Genomic DNA, 20,286 nt, shown 5'->3' with positions numbered 1-20,286 from the left:
TCCCCACCTTCCGCCAACGACCGAACCCGATGACCCAACCGAGACCCGGTGGCGTGCCGCCACGCCTTTTCAATCCGCGCAGCATCGCCATCGTCGGTGCTTCCGCCGACCCGCTCAAGCTGAGCCACAGACCCCTGGAGTACCTGCGCCATGGCGGGTACGCGGGCGAGATCTTCGTGGTCAACGCGCGCGCCGACGAAGTGGCCGGCCTGCGCAGCTACGCCCGCATGGCCGATCTGCCGGCCGTGCCCGATGTCGCGTTCCTGGTGGTCCCCGGTGCGCAGGCCCTGCAAGCGGCGACGGAGTGCGCCAAGCTCGGCGTGGGCTCGGCCGTGGTCGCGTCCACGGGCTTCGCCGAGGCGGGCGAGGAGGGCGCCGCGCGCCAGCTCGCGTTGACGGCGCTCACCCGGGAATGGGGCATCCGCTTCGTCGGGCCCAACACCAACGGCCTGTACGCCACCCACCAGCGCCTTTCGCTGGGCTACAACGCGGCGCACGCGCAGGTGCTCGCCGAAGGGCCGGTCTCCATCGTCTCGCACAGCGGCGCGCTGTTCTCCACCTTGTCCGCCCGCATGAACACGGGTGGCGTGGGTCTGTCCAAGTTCGTGGCGGTGGGCAACGAGGCGGACCTGGACATGCTCGACTTCTTCGAGTACCTGGTGAACGACCCGCAGACGCAGGTGATCCTGCTGGTGCTGGAGGCCTTGCGCGACGGCACCCGTTTCCTGGACATCGCCGCGCGCGCCCAGGCCGCGGGCAAGCCGGTGGCCGTGCTCAAGCTGGGCATGACACAGGCGGGCGCGGCGTCCACCAATGCGCATTCGAGCCGCCTGGCGGGCAGCGCGCGCGCCTACCGCGCCTTGCTGGACGCCGCGGGCGTGGCCCAGGTGAGTTCCGTCGAGGCGCTGGTGGCCTTCGCGCGCCTGGTGCAGAGCCAGCCGCCCGGTTGGCAGCCACGAGGCCTCGGGCTGGGGGTGCTCACCGCCTCGGGCGGCGGTGGCACGCTGATCGCCGATGCGGCGGTGGCCCAGGGACTCGAGGTCGCCGCCCTGAGCGACGCGGCGACCCAGGCCCTGACCCGCATCAAGGGATCGCCCGGCCTGCTGAACCCGCTGGACGTCACCAGCGTCGGTGGGACGCCCAGCAGCGGCGCGACGGCGGCCCTGCTGGCGGGCGATGGGCCGGTGGACGCCGTGGTCGCGTTCCTGCACACCTTGCCGTCGGCCGTGGGCCGGGAAACCTTCGCGCGCGCCATTGGCGACGCCCGGCGCGGCAGTGGAAAGCCGCACCTGGTCATCGCACCGGGCACGCTGCCCGCCGAGCAGGCGGCGCTGCTGGCGTCCCAGGACGTGCCCGTCTTCACCGACAGCGCCAGCGCCATGGAAGCCCTGGCGGCTTTCATGAAAGCCGCGCGCAGCCGGCGATCGCGCGGGCCGGCAGACCCTGAGGTGAACCTGAGTGCCCTGCCGGCGGGCGCCGCCGGTCAGGCCCGCGCGCTCAACGAAATCGCCGCCATGCGCTTGTTCACCGAGGTCGGCATCCGCTGCGTGGCGCGCGCCATCGTGGCGGATGCCGCGGCGGCGAAGGCCTTCGCGGCGCAATGCGGCACCCCCATCGTGCTCAAGGGCGTGGTCGACGGGATCGAACACAAGTCGGACGTGGGGCTGGTGCAGCTCCATCTGGACACGCCCGACAAGGTGGCGCAGGCCTTCGAGCGCATCGGGCGCGCGATGGCGGGCTTGCCGGTGCCGGGCCACGTCTGCGCGCAGCAGATGATGCGGGGCGAACTCGAGCTCATCGTGGGTGTCGTGCACGAGGCCCCGCTGGGTCGCTTCCTGTTGATGGGCCTGGGCGGCCGGTACGCCGAAGCGATCGACGACGTGCAGCTGCTGCGCATGCCGGTGAGCCGCGACGAGATGCGGGCCTTCGTCCTGAAGGGCACCGTGGGGCGCGTCGTGACGGCCGCCCGATGGCCACGCGCCAGCACGCTGGAGGACCTCGTGGACGTGCTCGAGCGCCTGCAAACCCTGACCGCCAACCTTGGCCCCACCTTGCAGGCCATGGAAATCAACCCCTTGCTCATCGGCGACGCGGCACCCGTGGCGCTCGATGCCCTGATTGTTCTGACCACCGAAGGAGACCACCCGTGAGATTGGGCACCCTGCTGCGCGAAGGCGAGCACCACACCGTCCTGAAGCTGGACGACGACACCATCGTCGATCTGCACCTGGCCTTGCCGCTGCTTCAGCGCGAAGGCCAACTGAAGTGGCTTGCGCCTGGCGCGACCACCGACATCGTGCAACTGATCGCGCTGGATGAACGGGCGCTCGAGCTGGCCCAGGCGGTCGCGCAGGCCTTGCCCGGGCTCGGCGCCGCGCGGATCGCGCCCGATGCCTTGCGCCTGGCCGCGCCGATCCCGCGCACGCGCAAGAACGTCTTCTGCCTGGGGCGCAACTACGCCGAGCACATCCAGGAGGACAACACCTCGCGCGACAAGGCCACGCCCCTGCCCGAAGCGCCACAGTTCTTCACCAAACCCGCCACCTCGATCACCGGGCCGGACACCGACATCGAGCTGGACAGCGCGGTCACGCGGCGGCTGGACTACGAAGTGGAACTGGCCTTCGTCATCGGCCGGGGCGGCCGCGACATCCAGGCCAAGGACGCCTGGCGGCACGTCTTTGGCTACACCATCGTGAACGACGTGACCGCGCGCGACCTGCAGCGCCGCCACGACCAGTGGTTCAAGGGCAAGGGGCTGGACACCTTTTGCCCGATGGGGCCATGGATCGTGCACGCCAGCCAGATTCCCGACCCCCACGCCCTGCGCATTCAGCTGGACGTGAACGGCGAGCGCCGGCAGGACGCCAGCACCGCGGACATGATCTTCAGGATCCCGGCCATCATCGAGTCGCTGTCGGCCGGCCTGACGCTGGAACCGGGCGACGTCATCGCCACCGGCACGCCCTCGGGCGTGGGCTACGCCATGAATCCGCGCTGCTTCCTGGCCGACGGGGATGTCGTCACCTGCCGCATCGAGGGCCTGGGCGAGTTGTCCAACCGGGTGCGGGCCCGCCCCGGGGCGGGCGTGTCCTGACTAGTTGGGCTGCGCGCCGGTCTCCTTGACCACCCGGGCCCACTTGGCCAGCTCCTTGTGCAGGTAGTCGCGCGATTCGGCGACGCTGCCGCCCAGGGGCTCGAAGCCGGTGGCGGCGAGCCTGGCCAGGAAGTCCGGGTCCTGCTGCAGGCGCGCCACCTCGCGGTTGACGCGCTGCAGGATGGCGTCGGGTGTCCTGGCGGGCGCGAACACGCCGACCCAGGTCACGTCCTCGAAGCCGGGGAAGCCCGATTCGGCCACGGTGGGCACGTCCGGCAGCGCGGCGGAGCGCTTGGAGCCGGTGACCACCAGGCCGCGCACCCGGCCGGACTTGACCAGCTCCACGGCCGCCGGCAGCGCCACGCTGGCCAGCTGGGTCTGCGCGCCCATGATGGAGTTGAGCGCCGGCCCCGCGCCCTGGAACGGCACGTGCGTGACCGGCACCTTGCCCAGCACCTTGAAGAGGTACTCGGCCGTCAGGTGCGGCGTGGTACCCGCGCCGGCGGTGCCGTAGTTGTAGGTGCCGCCCTTGGCCTCTTCCATCACCTCCTTGAGGTTGCGCGGCTTGAGCGAAGGCGCGATCGCGATCAGGTTGGGGCTGGAGGCGACCAGGGTGGCCAGCGTCAGGTCCTTCTCGGCGTCGAAGCCGAGGTTGCGCTGCATCGACGGGTTCACCGCGTACGAGCTGGTGTTGATGAGCAGCGTGTAGCCGTCGGGCTCGGCGCGCGCCACCAGGGCCGAGGCCACGCTGCCGCCCGCGCCCGGGCGGTTGTCCACCACCACGCTCTGGCCGAACACCTCGCCCAGCTTCTGGCCCAGCAGGCGGGCGATGATGTCCGCCGGCCCCGCGGGCGCGAAGGCGACGACGAGGCGCACCGGCTTGGTGGGCCAGGGGGCAGGTGAGGCCGGCTGCTGGGCCAGGCCGAGCGCTGGGGCGGCCAACAGGGCGGCCGCCAGCAGGGTCCGCGCAAGGGATCGACGTTGCATGGTGGTTTGTCTCCTTTTGTTGTGAGAGGGATGCGCGCGCCGTCAGACCGTCTTCAGCACATGGCGCGCCATTTCTTCCCGGGTGCAGATCCAGACGTCGTCCGCGGCTTTGACGCGCGCCATGATTTCGTCGTAGACCCAGGCGCCGGACGGCCGGCCCATGACGTGCGTGTGCGCGGTGACGTCCAGCATCAGCGGCGCGCGCTCGGCGCGCATCGCGGCGAAGGTGTCGTCGAAGGTGTCGAGCATGTGGCGCGGGCCCTGGCCGTAGCGGATGCAGGTGGGCAGGTCGTTCACGTCCATGGTCAGCGGGATGCCGACGATGCGCTGGCCGCCGAAATCCATCACGTAGGGGCGGTCGTCGTCGTTCACGTCGCCGTGGTGCAGGTAACCGGCCTCGGCCAGCAGGCGCGAGCTGATCGGGCTGCCCGTGCCGCGCGGGCTGATCCAGCCCGTGGGCGCGACGCCGGCCGTCTTGGTGAGCAGGTCGTGGTTGCGCCGCAGGTTGGCGCGCTCGCCGGCCTCGTCGAAGTACACCGGGATCACGTCCATGCCCCACGAGTGGTTGATGACCTCATGGCCCAACTCGGCGAGCTGGCGCACCGTGGCCGGATCGCGCTCGCAGATCACGCCGTTGACCATGATGCTGGTCTTGACGGCGTGCTTTTCGGCGATGGCCAGCAGGCGGTGGATGCCGCGCGTCAGGCCGAACGAGGCCCACGAATGCGCGTTGGTGTCGAAGAAGCCGGGCTTGAGCACGTTGCCCATGGGGCCGATGCCCGGCGCCTGGCCATCGGACCAGGCTTCGTAGGCGATGTTGAAGATGACGGCCAGCTGGCGGCCTCCGGGCCAGCGGAAGTCGTCGGGCAGTCGGGTCACGCGGGGTTCCATCAATGGTTCTCCTGGGCAATGGGGTTGGACAGCAGGCCGACGCCGTCGATCTCGATCTCGATGCGGTCGCCGGGCTGCATCCACACGGGGGGCTTGCGCGCATAACCGACGCCGGCCGGCGTGCCCATGGCGATCACGTCGCCGGGCTCCAGCGTGAGCACTTCCGAGAGCAGCACCAGCGCCTGGGCCACCGTCACCACCATGTGGCCGGTGTTGTCGCTCTGCATCACGCGGCCGTTCAGGCGCGACTCGATCTTCAGCCCGGTGGCGCCCGGCGGCAGGTCAGCCGCAGGCACCAGCCAGGGGCCGAACGCGCCGGTGCCGTCGAAGTTCTTGCCGATGGTCCATTGCGGCGTGCGGCGCTGGTAGTCGCGCAGCGTGCCGTCGTTGAAGCAGGCGTAACCGGCGACCGCCTGCAGCGCGTTGGCCTCGGTGAGGTGGCGCGCGCGCTGCCCGATCACCACGGCCAGTTCGGCCTCGAAGTCCAGCTTGTCGGAGACGCGGGGCCGCACCAGCGGCGCCTGGTGCGCGATCAGCGAGGTGGCGCCGCGCATGAAGAAGGCCGGGTACTCGGGTGCCGCGTTGCCGCCCTCGGCCGCGTGGGCGGCGTAGTTCAGGCCCAGGCAGATCACCTTGCCGGGCCGAGGCACGGGCGTGAGCCACTGGACGCGGGCGGCATCCAGGCGTTCGCCACGGGCCAGCGCCGCCGCACTGGCGCCGCCCGCCAGCCGTTGCAGCCAGGCGGCGGGGTCGTCACCCGCTGGCGCGGGGCCCAGATCGATGAGGTCGTCGCCCTGCTGGACGGCCCAATGGGCAGGCCCACCCGCAAGCGTTGCAATGCGCGCAAACTTTGGCATGATGTCGATAAATCCTTCGATACGTTGTTTTGTCGATAAAAATTATGCAACCGTTGTTGTTGTCGATAATTAAGTGAAAACCCTATGCAGACCGATGCCCCACCCGAGATTTCGACGCCCACGCTGACCCGCACCACCTACGACCGGCTGCGGGCCGACGTGCTGTCCGGCCGCTGGCAACCCGGCCGCAAGCTGTTGATGCATGAATTGCGCGAGCGCTACCAGGTGGGCGCGAGCCCGCTGCGCGAGGCGCTCAACCGCCTGGCCAGCGAGGAATGGGTGGTGCACAGCGACCAGCGCGGCTTCAGCGTGGCGCAGGCCACGCAGGCGCAGCTGGACGACCTGGTGTCCACGCGCATCGCCGTCGAGTCGATGGCCCTGGCGCAGGCCTTCGCGAAGCGCTCGGCGGCCTGGGAGGAAAAGGTGGTGCTGGCCTTCCACCGCCTGTCGCGAACGCCGCGCTCGGTGGGCGAGGCCGACTACGAGGAGAACCCGGAATGGGAGCGGCTTCACCGGGCGTTTCACGTCTCCCTGCTCGAAGGCTGCGGCTCCCCCCTGTTGCTGGGCTTCTGCGAACAGCTGTACGACCAGGCCTATCGCTACCGGCAGCTCGCGGCGCGCAAGGCCTACAAGCGCCGCAACGAGCTCGATGAGCACCGCGCCATCTTCGACGCGGTGATGGGCTCGCAGCTGGAAGAGGCGCAGCGCCTCATGGCCGAGCACTACCGGCGCACGGCGGGGATCTTCTTCGACGCCAGCGCCTAGGCCGGGGCGGGCGGCGCACCTGAACCGGCGGGGGAGCGGCAGGAAAATAATTCAACCGCAAGGAGCGGAGTGTCGGGAAGAGGGCGGGTTCCTAGACTCACTCCACCCTTTCGACACCAAGCGCCATGGCCATGCAGACCCGTTCCCTTTTCTGTTCCACCGACGACAGCACCGCGAAGCCCGACGCCAGCGGCTGGGCAGGCATGGCGCAGCGGCTGGACGCGCAGGGACATGCCGTGCTGCCTGGCCTCCTGACGGCGGCGCAATGCGAGGCACTGGCCGCGCTCTACCCGCAGGACAAGGGCTATCGCTCGCGGATCGTCATGGCCCGCCACGGATTCGGGCGCGGCGAATACAAGTACTTCGCGTACCCCTTGCCGGCGCTGATCGACCAGCTGCGCCATGCGCTGTACCCTCGGCTGGCACCGATCGCCAACCGCTGGAACCGGCAGCTGGGGATCGCGGTGCAATACCCCGACGAGCTGGATGATTTCCTTCACCGGTGCCACCAGGCCGGCCAGACCCGCCCCACGCCGCTGATCCTTCAATACGGCGAAGGCGACTACAACTGCCTCCACCAGGATCTGTATGGCGAGCACGTCTTTCCGCTGCAGGTGGCGATCCTGCTCTCGGAGCCGGGCCGGGACTTCGCCGGCGGCGAGTTCGTGATGACCGAGCTGTCCACCCGGGGCCAACGCGCGGAGGTCGTCGGGCTGCGCCAAGGGGATGCGGTGGTGTTCACCGTCCATCAACGGCCCGCGATGGGGCAGCGCGGCATCCGCAAGCTGGCCATGCGGCACGGCGTCAGCCGCGTCCGCAGCGGTCGGCGCCACACCGTCGGCCTGATCTTTCACGACGCGAGGTGAACATGCCATCGCTCGACCTTTTCGAGGCCACGGCGCAAGACGAGCGCCAGCGCCTGGGGCCCGCCGCGGTGGTGTTGCGCGGCTTCGCCTTGCCGTGCGTGCGTGAGCTGCTGCCCGCCATCGACGCCATCGAGGCCATCTCGCCGTTCCGGCACATGGTGACGCCCGGTGGCTTCACCATGTCGGTGGCATTGACCAACTGCGGCGCGCTGGGATGGACCACCGACCGGCGCGGCTACCGCTACAGCGCGGTCGATCCGGACACCGGCGCCCCCTGGCCGGCCATGCCGGCGGTGTTGGCCCGGCTGGCCACCCAGGCGGCGGCCGCGGCGGGATTCGACGGCTTCGAGCCCGATGCCTGCCTCGTCAATCGCTACCGGCCCGGCAGCCGGCTTTCGCTGCACCAGGACCGGAACGAGCGCGACGACACCGCGCCCATCGTCTCCGTGTCGCTGGGCATGTCGGCCACGTTCCTGTTCGGTGGCCAGGCGCGCACCGACCCCGTGCTCAAGGTGCCGCTGCACCATGGCGATGTGGTGGTGTGGGGCGGTGCCGATCGCCTGCGCTACCACGGCGTGATGCCGCTCAAGGAGGCGCCGCATGCGCTGCTCGGCAGCCAACGCCTCAATCTCACGTTCCGCAAAGCGGGATGACACCCGCCGACACCGAGTTTCTGCCATGAACACGACCCTTGCTTACGACACCGAAGACACCCGCTGGGCCGCCGTGCAGGCGCGGGACGTCGCCGCCGACGGCCATTTCGTCTACGCCGTGCGCACCACCGGCGTGTACTGCCCACCGAGTTCGATGGCGCGCAGTCCCAAGCGCGAGAACGTCGAGTTCTTCGACAGCGCCGAAGCCGCCGAGGCCGCGGGTTACCGCCCCAGCCGCCGCGCCCGCGCCGACCAGACCAGCGCCGCGGCCGAGCGCGCCGCGCTGGTGGCGCGCGCCTGCCGCGTGATCGAGGCATCGCAGACGCCTCCGTCGCTCGATGACCTGGCGCAGGAGGTGGGCATGAGCCCGTTCCACTTCCACCGCGTGTTCAAGGCCGAAACCGGGCTGACACCCAAGGCGTACAGCTCGGCCTACCGCGCCCGCAAGCTGCGTGGGGAACTGAGCAGCCCGCAGGCCTCGATCACCGATGCCATCTATGGCGCGGGCTTCAATTCCAACAGCCGGTTCTATGAAGCCGCTGACGATCTGCTGGGCATGCGCGCGCGCGACTACCGGGCAGGCGGTGCCGGCGCCGTCATCCGCTTCGCGGTGGGCCAGTGCTCGCTGGGCGCCATCCTGGTGGCCCAGAGCCAGCGCGGCATCTGCGCGATCCTGCTGGGCGATGACCCCGAGCGGCTGGTGCGCGACCTGCAAGACCAGTTCCCCAAGGCCGAGATCATCGGGTGCGACGGTGAATTCGAAGACTGGATCGCCCAGGTGGTGGGGTTGATCGAAGCGCCAGCGGTCGGCCTGCACCTGCCTCTGGATGTGCAGGGAACGGCGTTCCAGGAACGCGTCTGGCGTGCGCTGCGCGAAATCCCGCCGGGCACGACCGCGAGCTACACGGAGATCGCCCGGCGCATCGGTGCTCCCAAGGCCGTGCGCGCCGTGGCGCAGGCCTGCGCGACGAACCCCATTGCCGTGGCCATTCCCTGCCATCGCGTCGTGCGCCGCGATGGCGAACTGGCCGGCTACCGCTGGGGCGTGGACCGCAAGCGCGAGTTGCTGCGCCGTGAGCTCGAGGCGTGACAGGGATTTTCATGACGTCACCCGACACCCTCATCGACCGCCTGGACTGGGCCGGCATCGGCGCACAGCTCGATGCCGAAGGCTGTTGCCTGTTGCCAGGCCTGCTGGGCGCCGAGGCTGCCCGGCGCCTGGCACGGAGGATGCCGGCAGCGGCAGACGGGGAGGGCGCATCGCGGCGCGGGGCCGATCCGGGCAACGCCGAGGTGTTCTATTTCGACGCGGCGCTGCCGGCGCCACTGGACGCCTGGCGCACGGCGTTCTACGGTCATCTGGCCGTGATCGCCAATCGCTGGAACGACACACTGGGCATGGACGACCGTTATCCCGCGACCTTGGGCGATTTCCTGCGGCGCAACCGCAAGGCGGGTCAGGCGCGAGGGCAGTCCTACCTGAGCCGGCTTGGCGTGGAAGACCATGTGCCGCTGCACCAGCGCAACGCCGGCGAACAGGTGTTTCCGTTGCAGCTCGTGGCATTGCTGTCCGAGCCGGGCACCGATTTCCAGGGCGGCGAATTCGTGATGACGGAACAACGTCCCCGCACGCAGTCGCGCCCGATGGTGCTGCCGCTTGGGCTCGGGGACGCGGCCCTCATCGCCACGGCGCAGCGCCCGTTCAAGGGAAGCAAGGGGCACTACCAGGTCAACCTCAAGCACGCCATCGGCCGCGTGCGCCAGGGGGAGCGCATCGGTCTGGAGTTGTCGTTCCACGATGCCCCGTAGAGCGGGGACTCCGGCGGCCGATCAGCCGCGCCGTTCGATCTTGTTCTTCAGCAGGTCGACCAGGGTGTCCGTGGGTGTCACGTCGGCGTACTTGCTCGCCATGTCGAACAGGTTGACCGCGTGCGAGGTTTGCGAGCGGTCGTAAACGGCGTCCTGTGGCACGACCACCTTGAAGTTGAGCGCGCAGGCGTCCACCACCGTGGCGCGCACGCAGCCGCTGGTGGTGCAGCCGGTGACCACGACGGTGTCGACGCCGAGGCTCACCAGGTAGCTCGTGAGGGCCGTGCCGTGGAAAGCGCTGGCCTGGAACTTCGGGATGGTGATGTCGCCTTCGCGGGGGGCGACCTCGGCGACGAAGGCATACGCCTGCTCCGGAACGTCCATCACCCCGGGCACCTTGGTCTCGAACTGGCCGCGGTTGTGCGCCGACTTGTGCGCCACGTACGGATACAGGATGGGTGCGTTGAGTTGGCGGAACGTCTCGACCAGCCGCGCGATGTGCGGCACCGCCCGCCAGCCGTACTCGCCGCAGCTGGTGGGCAGGGTGAGAATGGCCTCCTGGATCGGCAAGGGCTGTTCACCCATGGATCGGTATTGCACATCAATCACCAGCAGGGCCGGTCGTCGTCCGATGCCGCTGGGCATGCCCCAACCGGACTGCCGGTAGATGGCCTGCTCTTCAGGAGGGATGACCCCGTCCCAAGGGCGCGCTTGAGGATCTGCAGCGCTCATCTTCAGATCTCCACCGTGGTCGCGTCGTAGGACACCAGCCAGTCGTAGCGCTCGCGCACGGCCTGGGGCGCCCAGGCCTTCTGAATGTAGGGGCGCGCGGTCTCGATGCTTTCCAGCGCCGGGCTGTGGAACACGTGCAGCATGTCGAGCGAACTGGCCTTGGTCTGGTTGGCGCGCGAAACACGGGCGGTGTCGTAGCGCTTCAGTGCGCTCGCCACGTCATTTGGCGATTCGGCGAGGCAGCGCGCCAGCACATAGGCGTCTTCCATGGTCACGTTGACCCCCATGCCCAGGTAAGGCGTCATCGAGTGGCAGGCGTCGCCGACCAGCGTGACGTGTCCCTTGGACCAGGCCTCCAGCGGATCGCGCACGAAGAGACCCCAGCGGAACAGGTTCTCCGATTGGATGAACAGGTCCAGGATGTCCTGGTGCCAGCCCTCGAAATCCTTGAGCGCGTCGGCGAGCTCGCCGCGCTCCGACCACGATTCGGTCTGCCACAGGTCGCTGTCGACCTGGGCCGAGAAGCTCACGAACTGCTCGCCGTTGCGCTGCACAGGGTAGGTGGTCACGTGCGCGGTCGGTCCGACCCAGGTCGAGGCCAGGGGCCTGCGGTGTTGCGGTTTGAGCCGCGACATCGCCGCGAGGCCGCGCCAGGCATTGGCACCGGTGTAGCGCGCCGGCGCCTCGCCGAAGAGGGACTGGCGAACGCGCGAATGCGCGCCGTCGCAACCGACCACCACATCACCCTCGACGAAACCTCCACCGTCGAGCAACAGCCGCGCACGGCCATCGACCGTGTCCGCGCCCAGCGAGCGCACACCGAAGTGCACCGCATCCGGCTTGAGCGCGATCACGGCCTCGAACAGCACGCGCTGCAGCTCGGCGCGCAGCACCTGGATCAGCGTGTGATCGGCCTTGGAGGAGGGGGCATCGCGGTTGTAGACCGAGTGTTCCTCGCCGGTCTTCCAATAGCGCACGACACGGTCCTGGGGCGGGAGGTTGATGGCTTCGACCGTCTTCTTCAGGCCCAGCGTGTCGAGCACCTTGCCTCCGTTGGCCGAGATCCACAAGCCGGCCCCCACCTCGCGCAGCTCCGACGACTGTTCGTAGACGTCGACATCCATGCCCATCTTCAGCAGCGCCACGGCGAGCGTGAGCCCGCCCATGCCAGCGCCCGCGATGATCACGTGGGGGCGCTTATCTCCTTGTACCTTGTCTGTCATTGTTGCTCCGATGAAAAACGTTCTGGGTTGTGGGCGAGGTCCAGAATGGCCTCGATGATCTTGACGTAGCCGGTGCATCGGCAGAGGTTGCCGCGCAGGTAATGTCGAACGGTGTCCTCCGTCGGCCGGGGGTCGACGGCGAGCAGCGACTTCACGGCCAGGATCATTCCCGGCGTGCAGAAGCCGCATTGCAGTGCGCCATGGGCGATGAAGGCCCGCTGCACAGGGTCCAGCCGCCCGCCGGCGGCGACCCCTTCGATGGTGGTCACACTGCGCTCGTGCACATCGCTGCACAGCGTGGTGCAGCTGGAGGCGGGCATGCCGTCCACCAGCACGGTGCAAGCGCCGCACACCTGCACGTCGCAGGAACGCTTGGTGCCCTTGAGGCGCAAGCGGTCGCGCAACACATCGATCAGCATGTCGCGCGGCTCGACGTCGACCGAGGTCGGCCGTCCGTTGAGCGTCATGTCCACGCGCGTGAGGGGGAATTCGGGGGAACTCGAATCGTTCATGTCAGGCAGGCCTCGATGGCGCGCTGGGCCAGCACCTGGACCAGATGGCGCTTGTAGTCCGCACCGCCGTGCAGATCGTCGTGTGCAGGAATGCGGGCCGCTTCGGCGGCCAGCACCGGCGCCAGGCGATTCCAGATCTCGGTCGGCGGCAGGTCGGCGGGGAGGGTGTTCGCCGCGGCCTGCGTCTCGGGCAGGGGGATGGGCACACCGGTGATGGCGCCGGCCCACAGCGACAAGCGCTGCGGCCCTTTGCGGGACCAGACAGCGGCCACGCCCACGGCGGGGCGTTCGGTGTGTCCGAAGCAGCGGTAGGCCGAGCGCGCACCGGGCGGCTGCGGTGGCACTTCGATGGCCACCAGGATTTCGTTTTCCTCGCGCGCCGTGGTGAACTCCCCCAGGTGGAATTCGCGCGACGGCAAGGTTCGCGCCGACCCGTGGCTCGCCAGCGCCATGCGCGCATCCAGCGCGCACAGCATGGTGGGTGCATCGGCATGCGGTTCGGCGAAGCACAGGACCCCGCCCAGGGTGCCGGCCACACGCACCCGGATGTTGGCCACGTTGTCGCTCAGCTCGGCGTAGCCCGGCAAGAGCCGCTGCACGAGCGGATCGCGCGCGATGGCATGGTGGGTGGAGAGCGCGCCGATCACCAGCGTGCCGTCCTCGCGCAGGTGGATGCGGCGCAGCTCCGGCACTTGCTTGAGGTCGATCACGTGGTCGTAGTGCAGCACGCGCGCCTTCAGCGCCACCAGCAGCTCCGTGCCGCCGGCGTGAAACGTGGATTCATCGCCGTACACGGCCTTGAATGCCAGGGCATCCTCCAGGCTCGTGGGGCGATGAAGTTCGAAACGGGCGGGGCGCATCAGTCCTCCTTCTGACCCAGTCCGGCCGCCACGCCCAGCAGGGGCGCCACCAGCCACCACCAGGGTGCCTGGCCCAGCAGGTGGGCGACATGCGCCACCGCAAAAGCGACCCCGACGCTCACGCCCACGCGGGGCCAGACCAACACCAGTTCGACGCGGCGTGGTCGGGTCCGTGTCGCTGCGGTCGGCGCGGCCGGTGCCGCACCGGGTCGCGGTGCGACGGCGGTTCGCGCTTCGGGCTTGTGGGCGCTTGCCGCAGGCGCCTGGGCCGCGGAGGGTGCCCGAGCGACCCCGAATGACGCCAGCTCGTCGCGCAGGCGTTGCTCGAATTCTGCGAACAACTCGTCGGATCGCTTTTTCACGACCGGGTAACCCAGCGCGGCCAATCGGCCCGCCACCTGCATCTGCGCGTCCACCGCGAGCCGGCATTGGCGCGGCTGCGTATCACTCAGCTCTTCCAGATCCACCTTCATGCGCACGTCGATCGTGGTGCCGGTGAATTTGTCGCGACCGCTGGCGCTGAGCTCGACGTGCTTTTCCAGGGTGTGCGATTCGAGAACGATGCGCGTGGGCACCTCGAGTTTGAACGGGCCGATCTTCTGCTTCATCACCGCGGAGAATTCCTTGAGCGGCTCGACCTCGGTGACGTTCTCGCAGCCGGGGATCAACCCGGCGACACGCTGCACATCAAAGAAGATGGCCCAGAGTTGAGCGGCCGTCGCGGGCAGGGTGGCGTCGATCTTGAAATCCATGCAAGTCTCTCATTGGTTGTTGGTTTCGGCCTTGGCAGCCTGCAGTGCGCGCCAGACGCGCTCCGGCGTCAGCGGCAGCTCCTTGATGCGCACGCCCCAGCCTTGGAAGAGCGCGTTGGCCACGGCTGGGGCCACCGGAAGGATGGCGCCTTCGCCGCCGCCGCGCGCGCCGAAGGGCCCGGGGCCGTCGCCGCTTTCGATCAGCGTGGTGGCCACGTGCCGCGGCGCGTCTTCCATCGTCGGGACCTTGTAGTCGAACAGGGTGCCGTTGACGACCTGGCCGTCCTCGTAGACGTACTCTTCGGACAGCGTGTGTCCCAGGCCCATGACCATGGCGCCTTCGTCCTGGCCTTCGGCCGCCTTCCGGTTGATCACATGCCCCAGATCGGCCGCGCCACCCACGCGCATCACTCGGATGGCACCGGTGCCTTCGTCGACCTCGATCTCGCAGGCGCCCGCGCCGGTTTCCCAGAACAGGGGCGCGAGCTTGAAATCGCCGTTGTGGGTGTTCGAGTTCACGCGGCCCACGCCCAGAAACTCGCCGGCGGCCATGCCGTTGAAGCGGCGCAGCAGGTCGAGGATGGACAGCGGCCCGCCCGGCCCTTCAACGCAACCCTCGCCCAGCTGGTACGCCTGCGGCGATCCGCCCAGCACCTGGGCGGCCGTTTCCTGCACCTGGCGCACGATGTCTTCGCAGGCCATCTGCACGGCCAGGCCGATGATGACCGTCGAACGGCTGGCGCCGGTGCCCCAGTCGTAGGGCGCCTGAAGCGTGTCCGGCTCGGCCACGGCGATCCTGCGCAGCGGCTGCCCGAGTGCCTTGTGCGCGATGGTGCGCAGCACGCCTCGACTGCCCTGGCCGATCTCCACGGTGTTGGCCGACACGTTGATCGAGCCGTCGGCACGCAAGCGCACGATGGCGCCGCCGACCGGGACGATGCCGGGATCGCTCACTCCCACCGCCACGCCTCGGCCGCGGCGGCGCGCGTCCGTGGGCTCCGGCAGGCTCTCGAGCGCGGCCACGGCTTTGCGCAGCGAGTTGTGCATGTCGACATCCAGCGGGCGCAGGTCGGGCTTGATCGTCTGGCCCTTGTCGGCCATGTTGGCCAGGCGGAATTCGACCGGATCGCGACCGAGCGCCGAGGCCATGATGTCCATCTGCGACTCCGTGGCCCAAACCGCCTGCGGCCCGCCGATGGATCGGAACGCCGCGCCGGGCACGGTGTTGGTGTACACCCCGACGGCCTCGAGCCGCAGGTTCGGGATGTGGTACGGCCCGATGGCGCGGATGGCCGCCTTGATGGCAATGGCCGGGCCCGTGTCGGCGTAGGCCCCGCCATTGAGAACGGCGCGGATCGACTTGGCCACGATGCGGCCCGTGCCGTCGACCGCGGTCTTGAGCGAAATCTCGGCGTCGAGTCGGCGGCAGGTCAGCATGGACTCGGCGATGGTGAGGCACACGCGCACCGGCGCGCGCGCCTTCCACGACAAGGCGGCCACCAAGGGGTCGATCTTCACGGAGGCCTTGCCGCCGAAGCCGCCGCCGACATAGGGCGAGTGCACGCGCACGCAGGCCAGCGGCACGCCGAGAATCTCGGAACACACGCGCTGAATGGCGGTGGGCGTCTGGCCCCCGCTCCAGATCTCCAGCGATCCGGGTTTCCAGTGCGCCACGCACACATGGGGTTCCATCGCGTAGTGGAACACCATGGGGAAGGTGAAGGTGTCTTCAAAAACCCTCGCCGCGCTCGAAAAGGCCTGGTCGACATCCCCGCAGGCGTACTGCCATTGCTGGAAGATGTTGGTGCCCTCCACGGGCGCTGCTTCGCCGCGGAAGTAATAGTCCTTGAGCCGGTCCATGTCGTCATGCACCAGCGCCGCACCTTCGGCCATCGCCTCCTGCGCGGTGGTGGCATAGGGCAGGGTGTCGTAGTCGACGGTGATGGCGTCGAGCGCTTCCTCCGCCGTGCCTTCGTCCACCGCCGCCACGGCGGCCACCGGATCGCCCACATAGCGGACCTTGTCCAGCGCGATCACGGGCCGATCGCGCAGCGACAGACCCCAGCGGATCTCGGTGCCGGGCAGGTCCTTCAGGTCGTCGCCGGTGAGCACCGCCACCACGCCGGGCATCGCCAAGGCAGCGCTGACGTCGATGCGGCGGATGCGCGCGTGGGGCACGGTGCTGCGCAGGATTTTCCCGTGCAGCATGTCGGGCACTTCCACGTCACTGGCGTAGACCGCCGTGCCGGTGACCTTCTGCAGGTAGTCGGCGCGGGGTTCTTCGTGAAGCGTGAGAGGGAGAGGGGCGTGCATGGCGGCGTGAATCAATCCAGCGTGATGTCGGCGCGCGTGATCACCTCTTTCCACATCGTCGTCTCGCTCGACTGGCGCTTGCTCAGTTCCTCCGGCGAGCTGGAGGCGGGTTCGACGCCGACGGCGTGCAAGCGCTCCTTGACTTCGGCCGAAGCCATGGTCTTCGCGATTTGCGGCACCAGCTTGGCGACCACGCTCTTGGGCATGCCGGAGGGACCGTAGAGGGCAAACCACGTCACCGCCTCGAAGCCGGGGAGCACCGTTTCGGCCAGGGTGGGCACGTTGGGCAAGGCCTGGGCGCGCCTGGCGGTGGTCACCGCCAGCGCCTTGAGCTTGCCGGACTTGATGTGGCCGAGCACCGCCGGACCTTGTTCGATGGCCATCACGGTGCGTCCACTGATCAAGTCCACCACCATGGGGCCGCTGCCCTTGTAGTGAACGCTGAACGTGTCGACGCCGGCGCGCTGCTTGAACAGCTCCATGAACACGTGCTGCGAGGTGCCTTTGCCGGCCGAGCCGTAGCCGAACTTGCCGGGGTTGGCCTTGAGATAGGCGATCAGATCCTGGATGGTGTCCACCGGCAGCGTGGTGGGCACCACGACATACGAGGGGTTCAGGCCCAGCAGCGAAATCGGCTCAACGCGTTGCGAGACCTCTTTCATCCGCTCGTTCAGCTGGGGGAGCACGGAGAACATCGACGACGCGCCGATCAGCAGCGTGTGGCCGTCGGCCGGCTGACGAGACACATGGTCCGCGCCGATCATCCCGGACGCCCCCGCCTTGTTGTCGACCACCGTGGGCTGGCCCCACTCGGCCAGGCCGTTGGCCACCGAACGCGCATACAGGTCGGTGGCGCCGCCGGGTGGGTAGGGTGCCACGATCGTGATGAGCTTGTTGGGGTATGCCTGGGCTTGAACGCCCGTGGCGGCGAGGGCGAGGCCGGCACCACAGAGGGCCAGCGCGATTTTTTTCCATGGGGACATGCGGAAACTCCTGAAAGGTTGAGGCCAAGAAGTCTTCGATATTCTGTTTGAGGGAACATCGTTCTGCTGAAGAGAACTTCATTTTGTACAGCAGCACGGCATAATGTCAAGCAGAATGTTTGCCAATCCCCTTGCTCGTTCATGACCAAAGACCCAGAGAGTGATCCGAAGCCGGGTGGTGTCGCTGCTGTCGAGCGCGCATTCGCCATCCTCAATGCCTTTCAACCGGGCGACGCTTCGCTGCCGCTGAACGAACTCGCGCGGCGCACGGGGATGTACAAGAGCACGATCCTGAGGCTGATCGCCACGCTGGTGCAGGAGCACTGCATCGTGCGACTGGACGACGGCAGCTACCAGCTCGGCTCCATGCTGCTGCACTGGGGTGGTCTGTACCAGGCGGCGCTTCGCCTGGACGACCATGTGCCGCCCATCCTGCGCCGGCTCGCTCAGGAAACCGGCGAGGGTGCATCGTTCTTCACCCGCGAAGGATCGCTGCGCGTGTGCCTGTTCCGCGTGGATTCTTCGCGCTCCGTTCGCGACCACGTGCACACCGGTGATTTGCTGCCGCTGGACAAAGGGGCCGCGGGCCGTGTGCTGGCCGGCTTCGACCGCGCGCTGGTGGATCCGTCCCAGTTCCCGTCTCAGCCCTTGATCGCGACCGTGGGTGAGCGCGAGCCCGACATCGCGGCCATTGCCGCGCCGGTCTTCGGGCCCCAGGGCAGCCTGCGCGGCGCCTTGGCCATCTCCGGACCGGCCATGCGCTTTTCCATCGACCTCGTGCCCGGCATGTCGCAGGCCCTGCTCAAGGCGGCATCGGAGCTGACGCGCCGCCTGGGCGGCGACTCGACCCTGCTGGACCGGGCCGAGTCGATCAACATGATCTCCCGGCCGGCCCCTTGAGCCTGTCCGCGCGGGGCCCAGTCAGGCCCCGCCGCTGTCGACGCGCATCGCAGGATGGATGATGTCACCTTCGCTCAGGATCTGAACGTCGTCCAGCCACAGGCTGCAGCGGCGCAGCGGAAGATCGAGGTGGCAGGCGGTGTCGTTGGTGCCACCGAGTTCGAGATTCGGGCCCAGCGAGAACAGCACGTTGCCGTAGAAGGACAGCGCGTTCATCACATGCTCCAGCGGCAACTGGCGAGTCACGGAGAACTGGTACCAGCGCGCCTTCTCGTTCAATCCCCAGCCGATGTGGGAGACGGCATAGGCACGGGAATCGTGGAAGCTGTCGATGTAGCTCTTGATCAATTGCGCGTCCATGCCGTCGCCCTGGATGTCCACCACCATCCCCTGGCGAATCTCCAGCGTGACCGGGGACTGCACATACTGCTTGAACGCGCACAGGATGTCGCCCGGCTGCAGCACCACGCGGCCGTCCACCGCGCCGTCGTTGCCCTGCGTGAATGCAAAGCCCGAAGGGAAATGGTCCCAGCGGCCAGGCTCGTGGGTATAGCCGTACTCCGAAATCACGGGGTATTGCCCCAGGTGGTAGGTGACATCGGTCCCCGCATCCGACGTGATGCGCATGCGCGTGGCCTTTTCCAGCAGGCCCTTGGCGTGCTCCACGCGGCGCGCCAGGTCTTCCGTGGGAAACATCTGTTTGAGCACGTGAAACGGCTCCATCACACGCAGAATGCGCACGCCCGCGGCCTGGATCTCGGCTTGCTCGCGCGAGAACAGCAGACCCACCATGTCGATCACCATGCTGGCCGACTTCAGCGTTTGCATCGCCAGGGCGTTGCCCACCAGGGGGTGACGGCCTTGAACCCCGACCGCGTTGCGCTGCCCCCGCCGAACGTTGAGGTTGAAGGTGCTGGCACCCAAGGTTTCCGCCGCCGCCATGAAGGCCTGGGCGTGGTCCTTCCATTCGTCCTCCGCCGTCAGCACCACGACGGTTTCACCGGGTTTGACCGCGCAAAGTGTGAGCTCGCGCGTGAACAGCTCCAGCATTTCGACATCCAACATCAATGTTCTCTCCTTGTGATCACGATCGATCGTGGCGTTCCAGGGTTTCACTCAGCAGGTGGCAGAAAGCCTCCGGGCTCTCGGCCTGCATCTGGTGACCGACGCCCTCGAGGCGCACGGCGTGAAGGTCGGGGCGCCGGCTGCGCATGTCGTCCACATCGGCATCGGCGACCACACCGCCTTCGCCCGCGCAGATCAGCGAGATGGGCAGGTCGGTTCGGGCGAGGTCGGCGAACATGTCCTGGCCATGGAAATCCTCGCTGGCGACGAAGACCGCGCGCTCGTCGCAGGTGGACAGCCACTCGGCACGCAGTTGCTGCAGCGCTTCGGGCCAGGGCGTCGCCGTGCTCGCGCGCAATGCCGCGGCCGCTTCACCGCGCTGCGCCGCACGGAGCAGCGCCAGCGTGCGCGCCAGCGGCACGGGGTAGGGGCGGCGGCCAGGGCCGCTGGTGGGGGGGTCCAGAAGGACCAGGGAATGCAGCCGCCCGGCGGCCAGTGCGGCGGCCCGCAAAGCGATGCGCGCGCCCATCGAGTGGCCTATGACGATGGGTTCTGGCGTCAGGCCGAGCGCTTCCACGAAAGCAATCAAATCCTGTGCGCACGCACCCACGCCATAGTCCAGATGCGCGCCGGACTCGGACAGGCCGCGACCTCGCACGTCCAGCACGTGGCAGTCGAAACGCGGCGCCAGCCGCTCAGCCACGTGTGTCCAGAGCACGGCGGGGCTCACGATGCCGGGCACGATGACGACCGGCCGCCCTTCACCCGGAAAGTGCAGGTAGTGCTGGCGGATGCCGTTGGCTCTGACGTGTCCGCCGCTTGCGGGGCTCATGGGCTTTCCGATGCGTGAATGGGATGGCATTCAATTCTGCTTGAAAGAATATCGTTTTGTCAAACAGAACCATCGAGCGCGACAACAGGCATCCCGCTCTGGCTTCGTGCTCACGGCGCCTGCCGGGCACCCCGTTTGCCCCATTCACCCGATGCGCCAAGCGCAGTGCTGCCCTCACCCTTGCGACCA

General features: G+C 68.5%; 20 protein-coding genes. 8 read left to right on the top strand and 12 right to left on the bottom strand.

Annotation, left to right across the window (positions count from 1 at the left end):
* The first annotated feature begins 29 nt into the window (after positions 1-29).
* Both AC1Q9M_RS00305 and AC1Q9M_RS00300 read left to right on the top strand, forming a co-directional pair.
* Positions 30-2,150 (top strand): acetate--CoA ligase family protein, encoded by a 2,121-nt coding sequence (locus AC1Q9M_RS00305; RefSeq protein ID WP_382324821.1) that lies wholly within the window; start codon positions 30-32, stop codon positions 2,148-2,150.
* Positions 2,147-3,097 (top strand): fumarylacetoacetate hydrolase family protein, encoded by a 951-nt coding sequence (locus AC1Q9M_RS00300; protein WP_382324823.1) that lies wholly within the window; start codon positions 2,147-2,149, stop codon positions 3,095-3,097. The genes AC1Q9M_RS00305 and AC1Q9M_RS00300 overlap by 4 nt, the downstream gene beginning before the upstream one ends.
* Here the strand turns inward: AC1Q9M_RS00300 and AC1Q9M_RS00295 are convergent, their stop codons facing one another.
* The 3 genes from AC1Q9M_RS00295 to AC1Q9M_RS00285 are packed head-to-tail and all read right to left on the bottom strand — an operon-like array spanning position 3,098 to position 5,832.
* Complete coding sequence (locus AC1Q9M_RS00295) at positions 3,098-4,084, bottom strand: tripartite tricarboxylate transporter substrate binding protein (RefSeq protein WP_382157971.1); 987 nt, start codon at positions 4,082-4,084, stop codon at positions 3,098-3,100.
* A 42-nt stretch (positions 4,085-4,126) separates the two neighbouring features.
* The gene (locus AC1Q9M_RS00290; RefSeq protein WP_382324827.1) at positions 4,127-4,963 is read right to left on the bottom strand and encodes a polysaccharide deacetylase family protein; all 837 of its coding nucleotides are present in this window, start codon (positions 4,961-4,963) and stop codon (positions 4,127-4,129) included.
* A gap of 11 nt (positions 4,964-4,974) precedes the next feature.
* Complete coding sequence (locus AC1Q9M_RS00285) at positions 4,975-5,832, bottom strand: fumarylacetoacetate hydrolase family protein (protein WP_382157966.1); 858 nt, start codon at positions 5,830-5,832, stop codon at positions 4,975-4,977.
* Positions 5,833-5,916: 84 nt separating this feature from the next.
* Between AC1Q9M_RS00285 and AC1Q9M_RS00280 the strand changes: the two genes are divergently transcribed.
* The 5 genes from AC1Q9M_RS00280 (at position 5,917) to AC1Q9M_RS00260 (ending at position 9,925) form a co-directional block, all read left to right on the top strand.
* A complete protein-coding gene (locus AC1Q9M_RS00280; protein WP_382324829.1) occupies positions 5,917-6,597 on the top strand; it encodes a GntR family transcriptional regulator in 681 nt (226 codons plus the stop codon).
* A gap of 203 nt (positions 6,598-6,800) precedes the next feature.
* Positions 6,801-7,463 carry a 2OG-Fe(II) oxygenase gene (locus AC1Q9M_RS00275; RefSeq protein WP_382325606.1) on the top strand — a complete coding sequence of 221 codons (663 nt, stop codon included), beginning with the start codon at positions 6,801-6,803 and terminating at the stop codon, positions 7,461-7,463.
* A 2-nt stretch (positions 7,464-7,465) separates the two neighbouring features.
* A complete protein-coding gene (alkB, locus tag AC1Q9M_RS00270) occupies positions 7,466-8,116 on the top strand; it encodes a DNA oxidative demethylase AlkB (protein ID WP_492431845.1) in 651 nt (216 codons plus the stop codon).
* A 25-nt stretch (positions 8,117-8,141) separates the two neighbouring features.
* Complete coding sequence (ada, locus tag AC1Q9M_RS00265) at positions 8,142-9,206, top strand: bifunctional DNA-binding transcriptional regulator/O6-methylguanine-DNA methyltransferase Ada (protein ID WP_382324831.1); 1,065 nt, start codon at positions 8,142-8,144, stop codon at positions 9,204-9,206.
* An 11-nt stretch (positions 9,207-9,217) separates the two neighbouring features.
* Complete coding sequence (locus AC1Q9M_RS00260; protein WP_382324833.1) at positions 9,218-9,925, top strand: 2OG-Fe(II) oxygenase; 708 nt, start codon at positions 9,218-9,220, stop codon at positions 9,923-9,925.
* 21 nt (positions 9,926-9,946) lie between these two features.
* Here the strand turns inward: AC1Q9M_RS00260 and AC1Q9M_RS00255 are convergent, their stop codons facing one another.
* Genes AC1Q9M_RS00255 through AC1Q9M_RS00225 form a run of 7 tightly spaced genes read right to left on the bottom strand, consistent with a single transcriptional unit; the run spans position 9,947 to position 17,300 of the window.
* Positions 9,947-10,657 (bottom strand): isochorismatase family protein, encoded by a 711-nt coding sequence (locus AC1Q9M_RS00255; protein WP_382157956.1) that lies wholly within the window; start codon positions 10,655-10,657, stop codon positions 9,947-9,949.
* 2 nt (positions 10,658-10,659) lie between these two features.
* Positions 10,660-11,880 (bottom strand): FAD-dependent oxidoreductase, encoded by a 1,221-nt coding sequence (locus tag AC1Q9M_RS00250; protein WP_492431842.1) that lies wholly within the window; start codon positions 11,878-11,880, stop codon positions 10,660-10,662.
* Positions 11,877-12,392: a (2Fe-2S)-binding protein gene (locus tag AC1Q9M_RS00245; RefSeq protein ID WP_382324836.1), complete on the bottom strand. Its 516-nt coding sequence runs from the start codon at positions 12,390-12,392 to the stop codon at positions 11,877-11,879. The genes AC1Q9M_RS00250 and AC1Q9M_RS00245 overlap by 4 nt, the downstream gene beginning before the upstream one ends.
* On the bottom strand, positions 12,389-13,252 hold the full coding sequence (locus tag AC1Q9M_RS00240) for an FAD binding domain-containing protein (protein ID WP_444686576.1): 864 nt from the start codon (positions 13,250-13,252) through the stop codon (positions 12,389-12,391). Before AC1Q9M_RS00240 ends, AC1Q9M_RS00245 begins: the two co-directional genes overlap by 4 nt.
* A complete protein-coding gene (locus AC1Q9M_RS00235) occupies positions 13,252-14,004 on the bottom strand; it encodes an SRPBCC family protein (protein ID WP_382324840.1) in 753 nt (250 codons plus the stop codon). Before AC1Q9M_RS00235 ends, AC1Q9M_RS00240 begins: the two co-directional genes overlap by 1 nt.
* Positions 14,005-14,013: 9 nt before the next feature.
* The gene (locus AC1Q9M_RS00230; RefSeq protein WP_492431839.1) at positions 14,014-16,317 is read right to left on the bottom strand and encodes a xanthine dehydrogenase family protein molybdopterin-binding subunit; all 2,304 of its coding nucleotides are present in this window, start codon (positions 16,315-16,317) and stop codon (positions 14,014-14,016) included.
* A gap of 11 nt (positions 16,318-16,328) precedes the next feature.
* Positions 16,329-17,300 (bottom strand): Bug family tripartite tricarboxylate transporter substrate binding protein, encoded by a 972-nt coding sequence (locus AC1Q9M_RS00225; protein WP_382157943.1) that lies wholly within the window; start codon positions 17,298-17,300, stop codon positions 16,329-16,331.
* A 141-nt stretch (positions 17,301-17,441) separates the two neighbouring features.
* Here AC1Q9M_RS00225 and AC1Q9M_RS00220 point away from each other — a divergent pair, with 141 nt between their 5' ends.
* A complete protein-coding gene (locus AC1Q9M_RS00220; RefSeq protein ID WP_382157941.1) occupies positions 17,442-18,200 on the top strand; it encodes an IclR family transcriptional regulator in 759 nt (252 codons plus the stop codon).
* 21 nt (positions 18,201-18,221) lie between these two features.
* Here AC1Q9M_RS00220 and AC1Q9M_RS00215 read toward each other — a convergent pair whose 3' ends face one another.
* Both AC1Q9M_RS00215 and AC1Q9M_RS00210 read right to left on the bottom strand, forming a co-directional pair.
* Positions 18,222-19,265 (bottom strand): 2,5-dihydroxypyridine 5,6-dioxygenase NicX family protein, encoded by a 1,044-nt coding sequence (locus AC1Q9M_RS00215; RefSeq protein WP_444686579.1) that lies wholly within the window; start codon positions 19,263-19,265, stop codon positions 18,222-18,224.
* 19 nt (positions 19,266-19,284) lie between these two features.
* Complete coding sequence (locus tag AC1Q9M_RS00210) at positions 19,285-20,127, bottom strand: alpha/beta fold hydrolase (RefSeq protein ID WP_492431836.1); 843 nt, start codon at positions 20,125-20,127, stop codon at positions 19,285-19,287.
* Positions 20,128-20,286 lie beyond the last annotated feature (159 nt).

Source organism: Hydrogenophaga sp. GW823-FHT04C09 (assembly GCF_058796355.1).
Note: the sequence above shows the minus strand (reverse complement) of the source record. Positions and strands in the feature narration are given on the sequence as shown.